Below are 15,588 nucleotides of genomic sequence, written 5' to 3'. Positions count from 1 at the left end.
AACTCCTGATAACGATATTTCTATTTGTGTAAGCAATCCCAAAACGACAAGTATTTTTGTTCGGAATTACCGAATCAGATCATCGTCACCCTGGAAAATATTGGTTTTCTGCTTCTTTTTTACTTTTGTCTGACTGGAAGTCGGCGTCGAATTCGGCTCGGGAGTATAACCAGCTCCTCTGTGATCGTCGCAAACCTCTTTGGGAACCGTATCTTTCGTAAAGTATTCTTCTTCCGTTTGGTTGCAATGAGAACCCGGAAGTTTCCCGGAGATCGAACAAATTTGTCTTCGGACTACTCCCGTTTCGCCAAAATGCAATCCCTTGGATTTTTCCTTGGAAAGAGCGTTGGACATAAACCTTCCCCAGATCGGAGCCGCGACGACCCCGCCCGACATTCCTTTGCCCATCGAAAGAGTTCCCGTATCGTAGCCGAGCCAAACAACACTCACGAGTTCGCCCGTATAACCCGCGAACCAAGCGTCCCGAAAGTTATTCGTCGTTCCCGTTTTTCCTGCAGCGGGTCGGGAAAGTCCGTAAGAAGAGGCTCCGGTTCCCGTTCCTTTTTTGATCACGTCTTCCATCATCGACGTGAGAATAAAACAGACTTCCGGAGAAAGAATTTGTTTCCTTTCGATCTTACTCGCTTCTTCTCGAAAGTCCCGAATGATCGTTCCCGATCCGTCTTCCACATAAAGAACGCTCAACGGAAATACTTGTTTTCCTCCGGAAGCAAGGACCGCATAAGCCTTTGCCAACTCGTAAGGAGAAACTTCAAACGTTCCCAACGAGATCGAATAGTTTCTCGGTATGGATCTGTTTTCTATCTGAAGAATTTTTTCTAAGAACGGCATCAGGTTGCTGATACCCGTATGTTCCAAGACACGAACCGCGACGCTGTTTCTGGAAAGTTCCAGAGCTTCTCTGAGTCTTATAAATCCTGAATATTCTCCCGTGTAATTGGAAGGGTTCCATTCATCACCGTCTTCTAATACGTATTGAAGAGGAGAATCGGAAAAGAGAGAAGCCGCGGTAACATTCTTCTTTGGATCCGGATGTTGGTTGTAGTATTCCATCGCCGCGGCATAGACGAGAGGTTTGAACGCGGAGCCCGGCTGTCGATAGGCTTGGAACGCGCGGATCTGTTGGTTGTCCGATCGAAAGCCGGAACCTCCGACCATCGCCGTGATATAACCCGTATCGGGTCGCATCGAAATCAAAGCTCCTTCGACCGGAAGAAGGAAGTCTTCGGTCTGTTGACTTCTATAACTCCACTCGATCGCTTCTCCCAACGTTTCGGTTCCGCTCAAAAGATTGAGAGTGCTCAGTTCGTCTCTTAGGTCTTCCTGCCAAGCTCGGTTGAAGGTTCGGATCGATCTCGAAATCTTAAACTTAAATTCGGGAACGTCGTGGATCATCGCGAGTACGTCGTAGATTTCTCCGTAAGCGTCGTCAAACGCGTCGATCTTTGTAAACGTTCTCTGATTGGATTGAGCCGTTTGATTTTTCAAACCCGCATACAACGCCTTTTCGGCTTGGGTCTGGTGTTGAATGTTTAAGGTAGAATAGATCTTGAGACCGCCGCTGTAGAGAGTCGTTTTCGGAATGTATCGAGTTAGATTCTTACGGACGTATTCCGTAAAATAAGGAAAACGGTTCAGGCGATCACCGAATGCGGAGTCGTTCGGTGATCGGTTTAGGGTTATATAATATTCGGAAAATGCGTCGTATTCTTTTTCGGCGGTTTTAACGTCCAAGATCCCGTTTTCGACAAACTTCTTAAACACGACCCTTACTTTTGCGCTGGAAGAATTCGGATTCACCAAAGGAGAAAATTCGGTAGGTCTTGTGGTCAAGCTCGCAAGAAGAGCGGATTCTCCCCAGCTCAGATCTTTGACGTCCTTTCGAAAGTAGAATCGCGCCGCCGCTCCGACCCCGATCGTTCCGTGTCCTAATGGAATTTCGTTGAGATAGATTTCCATCAGAGTGTCTTTGTCGAATACGGCTTCGAGAAGAAGCGCGAGCCAGGCTTCTCTTGCTTTTCTTAAGAAAGAACGTTCCGTGTTTAAAAATCGAAGACGTGCGACCTGTTGTGTGATCGTGGAAGCGCCTTCCTTGATTCTTCCCGCGAGAACGTTGACCATAAAGGCGCGAAAGATTCCTCTTAGATCGAGTCCCCAATGAGAATAGAAATTGTTATCTTCCGTGGAGACAAAACTCCGAATGAGCTTGTTCGGTTTTCCGTCTTCCTCCGGAGGAAGTTCTTTGATGTTTAAGACAACGCGTGAAAAACGATAGAACTCGGCGATCGGTTCGTATTCGTTCTTGTCGTTAAGTCCGTAGAGAACCGAGGGTTTTTCGTAGAGGTTCGATTCCGGAACTCTCCAGAGATCCTTGATCGAAAAGACGAATAGGAATCCGTTGAGAAACAAAAGCCCCGCGCAGAGTTTTGCGAGTTGTTTGATCGGATCGGGTGAGTTTAGAACTTTTTGAAGAATTCTATCTCGGAAGTGGATCACAAAAAAACGAGAAAGATAACTGACTGGTTCGTGTTTCATATTCGATTAAACTTCTTCTATCGGTGAAAATTCTTTCATGCTGTCGATTCCTTGAAATCGGAGTCCCGTATCCAAGTTGTATCCCTGATATTCTTTGAGAAAAGCCGCGCGGGACATTTTGTTTTCCAGATAATTCCAGGCGTGAGTCAAGGCGTCTTTTCCATTCTGCGCGGAACGATTGATGAGTTCGACGAAAGAATCCTCTCTTACGATCGTAGGATCCGCGGGATAGTTCCACTTCTTGTGTTCTTCGTTCATGATTCTTTTGTCGATATGTTCTTTGAGAGGAAGCATAAGAACGGAGGACCTCACTTTGTGAAACGTGATTTTGTCGAGGAGTTTGAGTGCGCCTCGCATCCATTTGCTTCTGGAATCCAAAACTCTGTGAAATTCCAGATAACCCAGAAAGGATTCGTTTAACAAATCCCCCGGAATAATTTTATCTTCGGACCCAATATAATGTTTTTTGAATGCTTCCGGGAAGGTCGCCTTAAAACCCCGGAGCCAAAAATGCCAGAGCATCGGATCCATCTTCCAGTTTTTTTTCTCCGATTTAAAGATCGCGTCGACGTGGTGGACGAAATCGTATTCTTTCGGAGTCATTCCCCATCTGTAGTCGAGGAGCCAGGAATCCAGGGCATTCTCCACTCTCATGTGATGATATTGGGCGAGGCTGCTGATCTTCTTATCCTTGTTATAAAAATCTCCGGAGATATAAAAGATATAAGGATGAGTGATGATATCGACGGCGCAGTGACAGATATATCCCAAAGTAAAAGCGATGTAACGATCTCTGTGAATTCCTTCTTCGGTCTGGAGAATCAAATCCAAAAAGTTGAGAACCAATTCCGCGACCGAGTTATGGTGGCTCATGTCCCCCCAGATCGTAGCCTTTTTTGTTTTTGCAGGGGAAAGAATATGATAAAAATAAAATATATCCGGAGCGATGGCTCCGATGTTCGCGAACTTTCTATTGGATTCGGCCCGCATGAGTCCCGCGATTTTTCTTTGTTCCGGAGTTCCGTGATCCAGATGTTTACAAACCTGGGAAAGAACTTCGAGATGAGTGATTTTGCCAGCCATGTGTGAAAATGCCTTTAAAAAAACGGGACTCCAACAGAGCCTGTTCAAAAACCATTTAGAAATGCCCGTTTCACTATGCAATCAATAGAAAAATTAAAATTTTTGACTGAATCCCAAGTGCGTACCGTCGCCCAACAATTTGGAACTCCCGTTTTTGTGTATTCCAGAGAGAAAATCGAAAAAAGTTGCGAGACGGCTCTCGCGTTTCCGAACGCATACGGACTGACCGTAAGATATGCTATGAAGGCAAATCCGAATCGAACCATTCTCGAGATCATGAAACGAAAAGGAATTCAGATCGACGCGAGTTCGGAATACGAAGCTCGACGTGCGCTTTTTTACGGATTCAAGCCGGAAGAGATTATGCTTACCTCGCAGGAGCTCGCAAAGGGAATGAAGGAACTTGTGGAGAAGGGAGTGATCTTCAACGCGTGTTCTTTGAGACAGTTGGAAGCTTTTGGAAAGATATTTCCGGGCAAAGAAGTCAGCGTTCGGTTTAATCCGGGACTCGGCTCAGGACATACGAAGAAGACGGACGTGGGCGGAAAGACTTCTTCCTTCGGAGTCTGGCACGAAGACATAGAAAAAATAAAGGAGATCGCCAAAAAATACGATCTCAAAATTTTCAAAGTGCACACACATATCGGATCGGGAAGCGATCCGGCGGTTTGGAAAGTTGTAGCCCAGGTTTCTTTGGACATCGCCGCGCAGTTTCCGGATTGTAGAATTCTCAACCTCGGCGGAGGATTCAAAGTGGGAAGAATGGAAGACGAAAAGACTACCGACTTTCAGACGATCGGAAAACCGGTGATATCACTTTTCGAAGAATTCGCCAAGAAGAACGGAACTAAACTTAAGATGGAGATCGAGCCTGGTTCTTTTTTGATGGTGAACAACGGCGCAATCGTGACCACGATCGACGATATCGTCTCTACGGGAGAGAACGGATACAAATTCGTCAAAGTGGACGCGGGCATGGACGTGAACACAAGACCTTCTCTTTATGCCGCCAAACATCCATTAGTCGTCGTTCCTAAAGAGGGAACTCATTCCGGAAAGACCGAGGATTACGTTTTTGTGGGACACTGTTGCGAAAGCGGGGATCTTTTTACACAGGCGGAAGGCGGAGGTCCCATCACAAGAACGACCGGAGAAGCCGCGATAGGCGATTATATCGTGATGGAAGGCGCGGGGGCTTATTGTTCGTCCATGTCCGTGAAAAATTACAATTCGTTTCCGGAGACCGCCGAGGTTTTGTTGGGGCTTGACGGTTCGTTTCAACTCATAAGAAAACGTCAGAACTTAGAACAGATCTTTCAAAATGAAGTCCCTGTTTCTCTCTGAAAAAATCTACATATTGATCCTAGCCGGAGGAACCGGTACAAGAATGGGATCGGAAGTCCCGAAACAATTTTTAGAATTTGCAAACGAGCCCGTTCTACTCCATTCTCTCAAAAGTTTTCAGGAATGGGGAAAACAAAAACGGACGGTTCTTGTTTCCCACAAAGAATCGATCCCGAAAACGGAAGAAATCTGCGGTCCTTTTTTACGGGACGAGGATCGGATCGTGGAAGGCGGAAAAACTAGACATTCTTCCATGCTACAGGGGCTTTCCGTTCTGGAAATTCAGAGCGAAGATATCGTTCTTGTACACGACGCCGCAAGACCTTTTGTTTTGGGAGAAGAATTGGATCGCCTTTGTGAGAAGGTGCGCGAGAATGGAATTGCGACCCTTGCCTCCAAAACGTCCGAAACCGTATTAGAAGAATCGAATGGACTTACCGCGTCTCTTCTGGATCGAGAACATATCTGGTTTATGAAAACTCCGCAGGCGATTCGAGGTTTCGTCTTAAAGGAACTACTTTCCGCCCCGCTTGAATTTGTTCCCACCGATCTTTGTTCCTGGGCTTTGAGTTACGGAAAAAAATCGGCAATCGTAGAATCTCATCCTTTCAATCTCAAGATCACCCGAAAAGAAGATTTGGAACTTGCCGAATTCTATTTTTCCTTATTTCAAAAACTTTCTACTTAGTTTGAAAACCTTTCTCTGCGTTCGAAGAATCTTTTTTATCGAAGCCGTTTCGTTCGAATCCAATCGTTTTAAAAGTTCTTCCGTCGATAGAGAATTGGATCTATTCGACACAGGAGTCGATTGCTCGAAGAGGTTTTGTTTTTCTTCCGGGCGGATTTTTTTCTCTAAAATATTCCAGTGAATGGAATCGTCCGTCTTTGATAAACTTTCAAAGACGGAAACGATTCTACGAAACCAGGGCACCGATTTATTTTTTCGGAATAGGAAGGTCGTAAACGGCTTCCGCGCCTTGTAGTTTTGCACGGGAGGCTTGGAGGATCAATTTTCCCGAAGTCGGAATTTTGGAAGACGGGCAAAAGAAATGATCCGGATGAACCTGACATTCCAACTTTTGTTCTTTGTTTCCGACTACGAGTTTTGCCTGAAGGGAACTGTCTTTTGTGATCGGATTTTTTAAACTCACATCCAAAAGAAGAATTTTAAAACCTTCCTTTAAAACGATGAGTTCGGTGTGAAAAGATCCCGGCATACGAATGGCTCCTCCGTTCGGTCCCGGATGGTCGTCTCCATGAGCGAGCAACATTCCCGAAGAGAGAAAGAAAAAGAGGATCGCAATTCCTACTTTGATGGAGGTTGTTTTTTGTATTGTGAACATGTTCGTTTTCTCCTTAAGAAATTTGTTTTGTTCCGAGAACGGGATAACCGCTTTCTTCTATGAGACGGATCAGCTCCTGTTCGGGACGGTTGCTTTTGACTTGAACCGTTTGTTCTGGAATTTTTACGTCCACGGAAACCGACGGATCTACGGTCCGAATCGCTTTTGAGATGATCGAAGCGCAACTAACGCAGGTCATTCCTTCCACTTTAAATTCTAACATTTGAATTCTCCTTAGATTCTTTTTGGAATCTTTAAGAACCAGGTTAAACCTTCCCATAATGGGAAGGTCAAGGGGCGATTTAACTTTTTTTTGCTGAGAACCGATTTTTTTGTCTCCTCATCTTGACCTTCCCACAATGGGAACCTTTAGAGTTTTCTCGAAATAGAAATTGAAAGAGGAGATATTATGGGTTTTAAAATTCACTTTCCGGATTTGAATCGAAGCGTCGAAGCCGAGGAAAAGGAAACGATTTTAGATTCTTCGTTGAATGCGGGAATCGATCTAGAATATTCTTGCAGATTCGGTCGTTGCGGCGCTTGTAAAATTCTTCTGTTGAGCGGAGAAGTGGAACATCTTTCTCACGGAAAATTCTCTCTGACGGAAGAGGAAAAAAAAGAAGGTTATATTTTGGCTTGCAGATCCGTTCCTCTGAGCGATCTTATTCTTCCTTGGATTAAAAAAAAGGTCTAAGAAATAAATCGTGAGAAGTCGGTAATGAATATCGGAGAAGTTTCCAAACAGTCCGGAGTTACGGCCAAACAGATTCGACACTACGAAACGATCGGGCTGATCCCGAAAGCGAGAAGGGGAGAATCCGGTTATAGAATGTATTCTTCCGATGACGTTCATATCCTTCAGTTTGTGAAAAGAGCCCGAAGTATGGGTTTTGCTCTGAAAGAGATCAAGAAGTTAGTCGGTCTTTGGAGAAATCAGAGTAGGGCGAGTTCCGACGTAAAGGTTCTCGCTCTTGCTCATTTAAAAACTCTGGAAACAAAAATTTCCGAGATGCAGGAAATGGCGGAGACCCTCAAGGATTTGGCGGCCCATTGCCAGGGAGACCACCGGCCACATTGTCCGATTCTAAAATCGCTTTCGAATGAGAAGGTCTGAGACCTTTTTCACTTTTGGAAACTTGTCTTTCTTTTTCATTTCGGATTGGCCCGCTTTCTTTCCGGGGTGCGCCTCGGAAGAATTGTTTCTTTCAGCTTGACTCCGGTCGAAACTCACAAAAATTGGAATTCTCACCGCGAGTATGGTGGAATTGGTAGACACGCCAGATTTAGGTTCTGGTGCAGTAATGTGTGGGGGTTCGAGTCCCTCTACTCGCAAGCTCTTCTTTTTAAATCTAGAACATCTGAGTCAATAAAATCCCGGACTCGAACGCGAGTTCAGGATAGCATTTGAAGCGACCCATAGGGAGCGTAACAAATGCGTCCGAAGCACAGGAGGTGCTGAGGCCTGAACGAGACGCCTCGGTTGTGGGAACTCTCACAAATTGAAACCGTTTCGGGAAGAATCGGGCTTCCTCCGTGGACTCTGGAAAAGTAGGAACTCCCCCGAATCCGCTTTACTTTTCCAGCTTCCCTTTAAATTCTGATTTTTACTTTATTGAAAAGAGAAAAGGGGTCTTGAAAGATTTTTCCAACTTTGGAAAAGATTTCAACCTTCCTCTCAAAACGATCTTTCAAGACACGATGCTCTTTAATTCAATTCACTTTCTTTTCTTCTATCCGATCGTAGCTGTTATTTATTTTCTACTTCCGTTTCGTTTTCGATGGATCCTTCTCCTTCTCGCGAGTTGTTATTTTTATATGGCCTTCATACCGGCCTATATCCTGATCCTCGCGTTTACGATCGTCTTGGATTATTATCTCGCGATCTGGATCGAAGATGCAAAGGGATCGAAGAAAAGAACCTTTTTGATTTTGAGTCTTACATCGAATGTGGGAATTCTAATCTTTTTTAAGTATTTCAACTTCCTTTTGGACAATACCGGATATTTTTATAAATTTCTTTTTTCCTCGGAGATGCCGGTTTCGTCTCTCGAGATCATCCTTCCGATCGGTCTGTCTTTTCATACGTTTCAGTCGATGGGATATATAGTGGAAGTCTATCAAGGAAAGATCAAAGCCGAAAGACATCTCGGATACTATTGGGTCTATGTGATGTTCTTTCCGCAGTTGGTCGCCGGTCCGATCGAAAGGGCTCACCATTTGATGACTCAGTTTCATCAGGAGCACAAACTTCTCTTTCAGAACGTGGAGAACGGACTGAAATACATAGTTTACGGTTTCTTTATGAAGCTTTTTATTGCGGATCGTCTTTCAGTTTTTGTGGACGCTATGTATAACCAACCTTCGGAGAAATCCGGAGCCGATCTATTGGTTGCGACCTACTTCTTTGCGTTTCAGATTTACTGCGACTTCGCAGGTTATTCGAATATCGCGATAGGAACCGCAAAAATTCTCGGGATAGATTTGATGAAGAATTTCGATCGTCCTTATTTTTCCTCCAGCGTTTCCGAATTTTGGAGTCGTTGGCATATTTCCCTTTCTTCCTGGTTTCGGGACTACGTTTATATTCCGTTAGGCGGAAATCGAGTGTCCACTTCTCGCCATATTATAAATCTCTTAATCGTTTTCGCTCTTTCGGGGATTTGGCACGGAGCCAATTGGACTTTTGTAGTCTGGGGAATTTTGAACGGAATCTATCTAACTCTGGAAGTCCTTTTTCGAAGAATTTTTACCGGTGAAATGCCGAAACGGAATTGGATCCGAATCTTCGGAGTTATCTTTACGTTTCACTGTGTTCTTTTGAGCTGGATCTATTTCCGGGCGAGTTCGGTCGGAGTCGCTCATCAGATTCTTGGAAGAATTTTCCAATTTACCTCCGGAGAATCTTTAGATCTTATCGTGGAGTTTCAAAAAAAGGCCGGAGTTTTTGCGATCTTTCTTTTTTTAATCTTAGAGGGAATTTTTCCTTTCTGGGAAAAAAACAAAGAAGGTTGGAAAAAATACGGAGACTGGGCGGTTGCGGGTTTATTCGTCGCGTTGATCTTTACGGGAGGGGTGTTTTATGGATCCAGCTTTATCTACTTCCAATTCTAAAGTTATACGTTATGCGGGCTTGTTTCTGACTCTTTTTATCTCAGTTTTTGCATTTGATAGGATCTCGTATTCTTTATTCTTTCCACAATACGACAAGATGTTTTCGATGTATAAGAATTTCAAACCTTCGAACGTTTTGATCGTCGGTTCGAGTCATATCCTCTGGGACTTGGATCCTTTTGTTTTGACGAAAGAATTCGGAAAACCGGTCACTCTTCTGAATGTCCCGGGAGCCAATTTGATTCTTCGAAAAGAAATCGTCCGAGAATATTTAAAGAAGAATCAAAATCAAAAACCTTCTCTTCTTGTTTTGGAAACTGATAAGTTTGTCTTTCACAAGGAACGTTATCCGGATTCCGCTTATAAGTCCGTAAAAGGTTATTATCACAAGGAAATGTTCACCGACTTCTTGGATAGAAAAGTTTTGGAAGAATCCTTTCTGGAATATTGGATGTTTCGGATTTCTCAGGCGTATTCTTTGAATTCTTTTTCTCATTTTATTTTTTCAAAACTTTATGATAAATATCTTTCATCGGTTTTTGTCTGGAAGTTGAGTGCAAATGAAAACGAAGAAAAAATTCAAATTTGGAAAAAACAATACGAAAATCTTTCGCCTAAAATCGAAGCGGATCTTGTAGAAGAACTTTATGAAATTCTAAAATTCTCTCGGGAGAACGGACTGAAGGTGATTCTTCTGGAAACTCCGAATTACCTCTTCTCGGAGGAAGAAGATCAAAAATACGACGTAGTCCGAAAAAAACTTTCGAAAATTGCGGAAGATTCCGATTCCACTTATTTACGCCTGAGCCCGAATTCTTTCGAGACAAAGTCCGAATTTTTCTTTGACGCTTCCCATCTCAATCTTTTGGGGAAAGCTGCATACACGGATTCTTTTCAAAAAGAACTCAAAAAAAGATCTCTTTTCTAAATTAGAATTTTAACCTTTTACGATTTTTTCTCCGCAACTAAAAATAACCTCAACCACCTTGGATCTCAAGATGAATCGGAATCGTCGGAACTACGACGGCTCTACCGTAAAAGTCGCGGCCCCACCCTGATCTTGGGTGGAGGGGCGGGTGGTGGAAAAACTCGGGAAACTTTCCTCTATCACAAATTTCTAATTTTGCAAGTAACAATTCCCGTGTAGGAACTCCTAAAAAAATCCACTTCTCGTGACGATTCTCGTTACAGTTCCTAACAATCCGTCAGCAAGTTATACAATGAAGAGACGTGTCGTTGTTAGAGCAAGAGGTCGCTCAGAAAGAAACTTAAAACGAACTTAAAGTCCCGCTTTGGGTTACGAGCACGGGCTAACTTCTGTTGAAAGAAATTTTAAAAAGTAGATTTGCCGAGTTTTGAGACGGGTGCGAGCCGGACCCGCAATAGGCTTTTTGAAAAAAACTGATTTCGATTACGCGTGGAGTTCGCTAACTGGACTTCCAATTTCTAACTTTCCGATGAGTTTGGTTTCTCTATCCACGAATGCTTCGATAAAAGGGTTGAGATCCTTAATCTTACTCGATAAATCATAACCGGCTTCCATCGTTTCCACTAAGGAGGTCGCCCCGACCATAGACGCGGCAACTTTGATCGGAGCCATCACGAGTTTGATCATTGGAAGTTTGGAAAGAGAAAAGAAAAAACGAAGAGTATTGCCGACCATCTGGATCTGTTGTTTTCTTTCTTCAAAACGATCTGCTTCTCCCATAGCGGCGTAGAGATTGTCTCTCGAAATTACACCGTCTTCCATCAGATTATTTTCGATCACCACTTTAGCGGTGTCGTAATCGAGAGAGTCCGTTAGACGATTTAGGAGAATGATTTGATGAATATTGTCGGTCATGGATTTACCCGCGACCGTTTTCAACTTTTCATAGAGGCTTTCTAAAGCGTTGTCTCTTTCTTCCTTATTGGAGGGAGAATAGAGATTGTATTCGAAAAAATCCGGAATCCCATCGTATCCTTTTATGATCAGAAGATCGGAATACGTTGTGCGAAGCCTCTCTATTGTCGCGCGTACAACTGCTTTGCGCGTTAGCTCTAACACCTTTGGATCCATTCGAAACTTAGAAACTGATTTCGTAGGCTATAGGGAGAAGGTCAATATAAAAATCAATCCCTGACTATGATGGCTCCGGATCTCAATTTTGCGGGCAGCATTTTTGAAAGGCCTTCTGCTTCTTTTTTAGACGATGCGGAGCCAAATCGTACCGTATAATATCCGTTTCTGGATCTTTTGACGGTTGCTTTCGAATTTTTATCCTTTCCGGAGATTGATTTTTTTAGTTCATCGGCTTTTTCTTTTTCTTTAAATGCCGCAACTTGAAGAGTAAAACCGTTCGATTCTTCTTCGGAAGAGGATTTAAAAATTCTTTTCGATTTTTTTTCCTCATTCTTCTTAACTTTTTTCGATTCTCTGGAACCTTCCGGTTCTTTCACGGATACAGTCTCCGGAGTCGATTTGTTTTCTTTTTCTAAGGATGTGGAAGGAGAGGTTCCGGATTTCTTAAACTCGACAACTTCCGTTGCGGGTGAAATATTCTTAAACGTAACGGAATCTTGATTTTTAGAATTCGATGGAGAATTTGTAGTCGCAGGCGGAATTTCATTCGCAACGACCGAGTTATTTCCTTCCGTCGGAATTTGCCCCGGCTCGGAAAACGGAATTCCGCTTTGTATTTCCTGATTTTTGACGTCGTTTAACGTTAAGGATTCTTCTCCCGAATTGCCCCCGCGTTTTTTCCCAACGGAAACTCCTAAGAAAAAAAACGAGAACAAAAGTCCGAGTAAGAATAAAGAGAGTATTAGAATTCTCTTATTATCCAGATTGATTACATAAAATATTTTTTCTTTCATAACATTCTTCCTAACAGAGTGGTGTAGAGATTCTTACATTCTTCTCTCAGCATTTCCAAATTCCCTCTGTTCTTAATTGTATAATCGGCTCTTTTTAGCTTTTCCGAAAGAGGAAGTTGGTTCGCAATTCTCGCCAAAACCTCCTCTTTTGTCGTCCCGTCTCTCGATATCGTTCTCAAGATCGATTCATCCGGGTCCGAATCCACGGCGACCGTCGCGTCGCAAAGTGTGTATGCGTCCGTTTCAAAGAGAAGTGGAACTTCCCAGATCACAAGTTTTCCCGAAGCTTCCGTCTCCAAGATCTTCAGAAAATCTCGTCTTACCCTCGGATGAATCAGTTTGTTGAGGCCTTCCAATTTTTTCGGATCGTGGAAGACGAGTTCAGCGATTTTCTTTCGGTCCGGTTTTCCTTCGCCGTCGAGAATCTCCGTCCCCAAGAGTTCAACGAGTTCCTCAAGTATGGGAGAATCGGGCGCGGTATAACGTTTGGCGAGTGGATCGGCTTGGACCGTGAAGGCCCCCAAATCCGACAAAATTTTTGTCGCGGTACTCTTTCCACCTCCGATCATTCCGGTAATTCCGACCAAGAAGGCCTTTTTTCCAGAACTCGAACTCTGCATGCGTTGATGTTGATCCCTGGCCTCAAAAAGTACAAGCAAAAAAGAAATTTCCGAGATTCGACGGAGGGCGGACCCCAAAGTCCGCTGACAACTCTTTTTAGAATGGGATTTGTTTGTCGGAACAAGAATCCGAGGCTTGACCTTGCATCAGTTCCGTTTTTTTTGAATTCGGTTTTCAACGGGGCCTGCGAGGAAAGCCAGGGCCGGGCTTAAAAAAAGTAGGAACTCCTCGTTTTGGAGGTTTTAAAAATGAGAGCCCTGATTTCTATCAGGTTCGAGTGATTAAAAAAGTAGGAACTCACACTTGGAGGCACCACGAATCTTGCTTGTGAAAAACGGACTGGAGCTTGCGATTCTTACCGCAAAAAGGATTCTAGAAAAATTCCTTTCAAAGTAGGAACTCCTCCTTTTCAATCTCCTGAGCTTCCTTAGAAGAAACTCAGGGTCCTTTTCCGATCAATCGATCTTTCGAATAAAACGCATATAGGGATGCATTTCCACGACAAAGAGACTTCTTCCGTTTGAGACCATTCCCTTGGGATTGTAAAAACTTCCTTCTCCAGCTTGGCAAGTTCCGATCGTTCCTCCGTCCGGTCCTCCGGACCGATGTGCTCCGGCAGTCGCTGGAATCGGCGAACAACCGATCAGATTCGAGACGGCATAAGGCGCGGACCTTGCAATCTTCTTGATCAACGTAGTTCCGTCCGAAACGTAGAGATTGTTATTGTCCAACGCGATCGAGAACGGTCTTGTGAGGAGCGCCGAGGTTCCCGTCGTATCGACAAGATTCCCTGAGGCGCCTGTAGGATCTCCCGCGATCGTCGTGACCGACACGGGGTTCACTGTAAGATCGATTTTCTTAATATTGTTGGAATTCGTATCTGCAACGAAGAGGGTATTCGAATCGTAGATGAGATGGGTCGGCTGATTGAATTTTGCGGTGGTTCCGATCCCGTCCAAAGATCCGGCCGTTCCAGTTCCTGCGATGGTCGTCACGGCATTGTCGGAGATTTTCATCTTTCGAATCTTATTGTTTCCCGTATCCGCAATAAAGAGATAAGTTCCGTCCGTTGCGATTCCTCTCGGCGCGTTGAATCTGGCCGCAGTTCCGACGTCGTCCGTAGAACCGAAAGTTCCCGCAAGGCCTGCGATTGTAGAATAAGAATTGGTGATCAGATTGTATTTTACGATGAAGTGATTTTGGCTCGTGAGATACAGATGGACCCCGTCGGTCGTAATTCCCCTCGGTTTATCGATTGTGATCGGAAGGGTGGAAAGGGTTCGAGACGCGATATGAATTTTCCGAACGGTTCCAAGAGTTGGGGTCGCCAGATTAAAATCCACGACGTAGAGGTTGATTCCGTCCGTTGTGATATGATACATGTTCGAGAGATGTCCTAGAGGAGTGGAACCGGAACCAAAGCCGAAACCGTCCTGCATGGTATCCGGATCTGAATCACCCGGGTCTCCCATAAACCAATCCCAGCCTCCGGTCGCAGGATTCTCCACATAGGGCCCCAACGGAAGGTTGTTCACAAGAATGTTTCCGTTTACCAAATTCCCCAAAGTAACTCCGTTAACACAATGGATGAGCGTCGTATTGGCGTCGGCCGAAACGATCGTTCCGGACGTTTGCGCGATATAACAGGTTTGTCCTGTCGGTTGACTCGAAATCGAAATAGAATACGTTGAAGAATCCGCAATCGGAGTCGCCATCGTAAACGTCCCGTTAGACGAAACGACTGTCGCGTCCGTGCCGTTGTTCAGTAACGTAAGCCCGCTTCCTGTCAGCCCGGAAACCGTACCTAACACGTTGAAACCCGTCAAGGAACAGGTCACTTGAATATCTGTGATCGGATGAGAGAAAACGGTTCCGGATCCGTTGTTTACGGAGCATATCTGGGCGGGTGCGATCGGATTTTGTGTTACCGTAACGTTGTAAGAAGAAGAATCCGAAACCTTTCCTTGAAAGACAAAAGTTCCGTTTGTCGAGATAACGAGAGAATCCGTTCCGTTATTCGTTAGGATCAAATCTGTTCCCATTAGACCGACTACGTTGCCGCCAATCGATTCCGGAGTAAAATCCGCTCCGTTCGAAGTGATAAATCCTGGAATGTTGAGAATTCCCTTTAAGGAAAGATTGGAATTCCTTTCCGGGAGACAATGAAACGTAAGAAACGCCGCCGCAGTCACGGCCACATGAAAAAATTTGAATGAAACTTTTCTAAAAAATATATTTCCAAGAATAAAGAATTCTCGGATAAAATTCGACTTCTCCGTAATGGTTCTCAGGCTTTCCCTCCGACGGTCGCTCGGTTTCAAGAGAGATTTTTTCCGTTTCATTTTTTCATGAAGAAGGATTGAATCCAATGAAATTTTTCGATCCGATTTATTGGGCGAACATTCCCTGTTGAAGATTCCGTTTCAAGTAATTTAAAAAATAATTTTTTAATACATTATAAATGAATCATATTCTTGGATTGCCTAAACCCGGGATTAAGAATGAATTATATAGAGTCATCAGAAATTATAAAAAGTAACAGATCGGAACGATCTTCGATTGAGAAGTAAGAAAAAAGAAAAAACGAATCCGGTAAGATGTGGGTATTAAATCTATGTAAAATATCCGAACGGAAGTATACAAACAATACTAAAAGAAATTTTGTTTTTCTCGT

14 protein-coding genes and 1 tRNA gene are annotated in these 15,588 nt (G+C 43.9%); 7 read left to right on the top strand and 8 right to left on the bottom strand.

The window, feature by feature from the left end; all coding sequences use genetic code 11:
* Positions 1–66: 66 nt before the first annotated feature.
* Positions 67–2,556 carry a penicillin-binding protein 1A gene (locus JWG45_RS14230; RefSeq protein ID WP_205280354.1) on the bottom strand — a complete coding sequence of 830 codons (2,490 nt, stop codon included), beginning with the start codon at positions 2,554–2,556 and terminating at the stop codon, positions 67–69.
* A 6-nt stretch (positions 2,557–2,562) separates the two neighbouring features.
* Positions 2,563–3,639, bottom strand: coding sequence for a zinc dependent phospholipase C family protein (locus JWG45_RS14225; RefSeq protein WP_205280353.1), 1,077 nt, complete (start codon positions 3,637–3,639; stop codon positions 2,563–2,565).
* A 75-nt stretch (positions 3,640–3,714) separates the two neighbouring features.
* On the opposite strand from JWG45_RS14225, the gene JWG45_RS14220 reads away from it, so the two are divergent.
* Together JWG45_RS14220 and JWG45_RS14215 are read left to right on the top strand one after the other, a co-directional pair.
* Complete coding sequence (locus JWG45_RS14220; protein WP_205280352.1) at positions 3,715–4,983, top strand: diaminopimelate decarboxylase; 1,269 nt, start codon at positions 3,715–3,717, stop codon at positions 4,981–4,983.
* Positions 4,961–5,671: an IspD/TarI family cytidylyltransferase gene (locus JWG45_RS14215; protein WP_205280351.1), complete on the top strand. Its 711-nt coding sequence runs from the start codon at positions 4,961–4,963 to the stop codon at positions 5,669–5,671. The genes JWG45_RS14220 and JWG45_RS14215 overlap by 23 nt, the downstream gene beginning before the upstream one ends.
* Positions 5,672–5,918: 247 nt before the next feature.
* On the opposite strand, the gene JWG45_RS14210 is transcribed toward JWG45_RS14215, so the two are convergent.
* Positions 5,919–6,326 carry a hypothetical protein gene (locus tag JWG45_RS14210; RefSeq protein WP_205280350.1) on the bottom strand — a complete coding sequence of 136 codons (408 nt, stop codon included), beginning with the start codon at positions 6,324–6,326 and terminating at the stop codon, positions 5,919–5,921.
* A gap of 13 nt (positions 6,327–6,339) precedes the next feature.
* Positions 6,340–6,549 (bottom strand): heavy-metal-associated domain-containing protein, encoded by a 210-nt coding sequence (locus tag JWG45_RS14205; protein WP_205280349.1) that lies wholly within the window; start codon positions 6,547–6,549, stop codon positions 6,340–6,342.
* A 186-nt stretch (positions 6,550–6,735) separates the two neighbouring features.
* Between JWG45_RS14205 and JWG45_RS14200 the strand changes: the two genes are divergently transcribed.
* From JWG45_RS14200 to JWG45_RS14180, 5 genes are all read left to right on the top strand, one after another.
* Positions 6,736–7,020: a 2Fe-2S iron-sulfur cluster-binding protein gene (locus tag JWG45_RS14200; protein ID WP_205280348.1), complete on the top strand. Its 285-nt coding sequence runs from the start codon at positions 6,736–6,738 to the stop codon at positions 7,018–7,020.
* Positions 7,021–7,044: 24 nt separating this feature from the next.
* Complete coding sequence (cueR, locus tag JWG45_RS14195) at positions 7,045–7,440, top strand: Cu(I)-responsive transcriptional regulator (RefSeq protein WP_205280347.1); 396 nt, start codon at positions 7,045–7,047, stop codon at positions 7,438–7,440.
* A 136-nt stretch (positions 7,441–7,576) separates the two neighbouring features.
* Positions 7,577–7,658, top strand: a tRNA-Leu gene (locus JWG45_RS14190).
* Between the two features lie 300 nt (positions 7,659–7,958).
* Positions 7,959–9,437 (top strand): MBOAT family O-acyltransferase, encoded by a 1,479-nt coding sequence (locus JWG45_RS14185; protein WP_232380698.1) that lies wholly within the window; start codon positions 7,959–7,961, stop codon positions 9,435–9,437.
* Positions 9,406–10,365 (top strand): hypothetical protein, encoded by a 960-nt coding sequence (locus tag JWG45_RS14180; RefSeq protein ID WP_205280346.1) that lies wholly within the window; start codon positions 9,406–9,408, stop codon positions 10,363–10,365. Before JWG45_RS14185 ends, JWG45_RS14180 begins: the two co-directional genes overlap by 32 nt.
* A 483-nt stretch (positions 10,366–10,848) precedes the next feature.
* Here JWG45_RS14180 and JWG45_RS14175 read toward each other — a convergent pair whose 3' ends face one another.
* The 4 genes from JWG45_RS14175 to JWG45_RS14160 form a co-directional block, all read right to left on the bottom strand.
* On the bottom strand, positions 10,849–11,496 hold the full coding sequence (locus tag JWG45_RS14175; RefSeq protein WP_205280345.1) for an FFLEELY motif protein: 648 nt from the start codon (positions 11,494–11,496) through the stop codon (positions 10,849–10,851).
* A gap of 53 nt (positions 11,497–11,549) precedes the next feature.
* A complete protein-coding gene (locus JWG45_RS14170; RefSeq protein ID WP_205280344.1) occupies positions 11,550–12,293 on the bottom strand; it encodes an SPOR domain-containing protein in 744 nt (247 codons plus the stop codon).
* Complete coding sequence (coaE, locus tag JWG45_RS14165; RefSeq protein ID WP_205280343.1) at positions 12,290–12,913, bottom strand: dephospho-CoA kinase; 624 nt, start codon at positions 12,911–12,913, stop codon at positions 12,290–12,292. The genes JWG45_RS14170 and coaE overlap by 4 nt, the downstream gene beginning before the upstream one ends.
* A gap of 456 nt (positions 12,914–13,369) precedes the next feature.
* Positions 13,370–15,235 carry an NHL repeat-containing protein gene (locus tag JWG45_RS14160; protein WP_205280342.1) on the bottom strand — a complete coding sequence of 622 codons (1,866 nt, stop codon included), beginning with the start codon at positions 15,233–15,235 and terminating at the stop codon, positions 13,370–13,372.
* Positions 15,236–15,588 lie beyond the last annotated feature (353 nt).

The organism is Leptospira ainlahdjerensis (assembly GCF_016919175.1).
Taxonomy (GTDB): Bacteria; Spirochaetota; Leptospiria; order Leptospirales; family Leptospiraceae; genus Leptospira; species Leptospira ainlahdjerensis.
The sequence above is the reverse complement of the archived record's forward strand: the minus strand, read 5'-3'. Positions and strand labels throughout refer to the sequence as shown.

What these genes read in the sequence shown, in the direction of transcription:
- JWG45_RS14210 (WP_205280350.1), bottom strand. Translation starts at nt 6,326, where the DNA reads ATGTTCACAATACAAAAAACAACCTCCATCAAAGTAGGAATTGCGATC.
- coaE (WP_205280343.1), bottom strand. Translation starts at nt 12,913, where the DNA reads ATGCAGAGTTCGAGTTCTGGAAAAAAGGCCTTCTTGGTCGGAATTACC.
- JWG45_RS14215 (WP_205280351.1), top strand. Translation starts at nt 4,961, where the DNA reads ATGAAGTCCCTGTTTCTCTCTGAAAAAATCTACATATTGATCCTAGCC.
- JWG45_RS14180 (WP_205280346.1), top strand. Translation starts at nt 9,406, where the DNA reads ATGGATCCAGCTTTATCTACTTCCAATTCTAAAGTTATACGTTATGCG.
- JWG45_RS14170 (WP_205280344.1), bottom strand. Translation starts at nt 12,293, where the DNA reads ATGAAAGAAAAAATATTTTATGTAATCAATCTGGATAATAAGAGAATT.
- JWG45_RS14225 (WP_205280353.1), bottom strand. Translation starts at nt 3,639, where the DNA reads ATGGCTGGCAAAATCACTCATCTCGAAGTTCTTTCCCAGGTTTGTAAA.
- cueR (WP_205280347.1), top strand. Translation starts at nt 7,045, where the DNA reads ATGAATATCGGAGAAGTTTCCAAACAGTCCGGAGTTACGGCCAAACAG.
- JWG45_RS14205 (WP_205280349.1), bottom strand. Translation starts at nt 6,549, where the DNA reads ATGTTAGAATTTAAAGTGGAAGGAATGACCTGCGTTAGTTGCGCTTCG.
- JWG45_RS14220 (WP_205280352.1), top strand. Translation starts at nt 3,715, where the DNA reads ATGCAATCAATAGAAAAATTAAAATTTTTGACTGAATCCCAAGTGCGT.
- JWG45_RS14230 (WP_205280354.1), bottom strand. Translation starts at nt 2,556, where the DNA reads ATGAAACACGAACCAGTCAGTTATCTTTCTCGTTTTTTTGTGATCCAC.
- JWG45_RS14200 (WP_205280348.1), top strand. Translation starts at nt 6,736, where the DNA reads ATGGGTTTTAAAATTCACTTTCCGGATTTGAATCGAAGCGTCGAAGCC.
- JWG45_RS14175 (WP_205280345.1), bottom strand. Translation starts at nt 11,496, where the DNA reads ATGGATCCAAAGGTGTTAGAGCTAACGCGCAAAGCAGTTGTACGCGCG.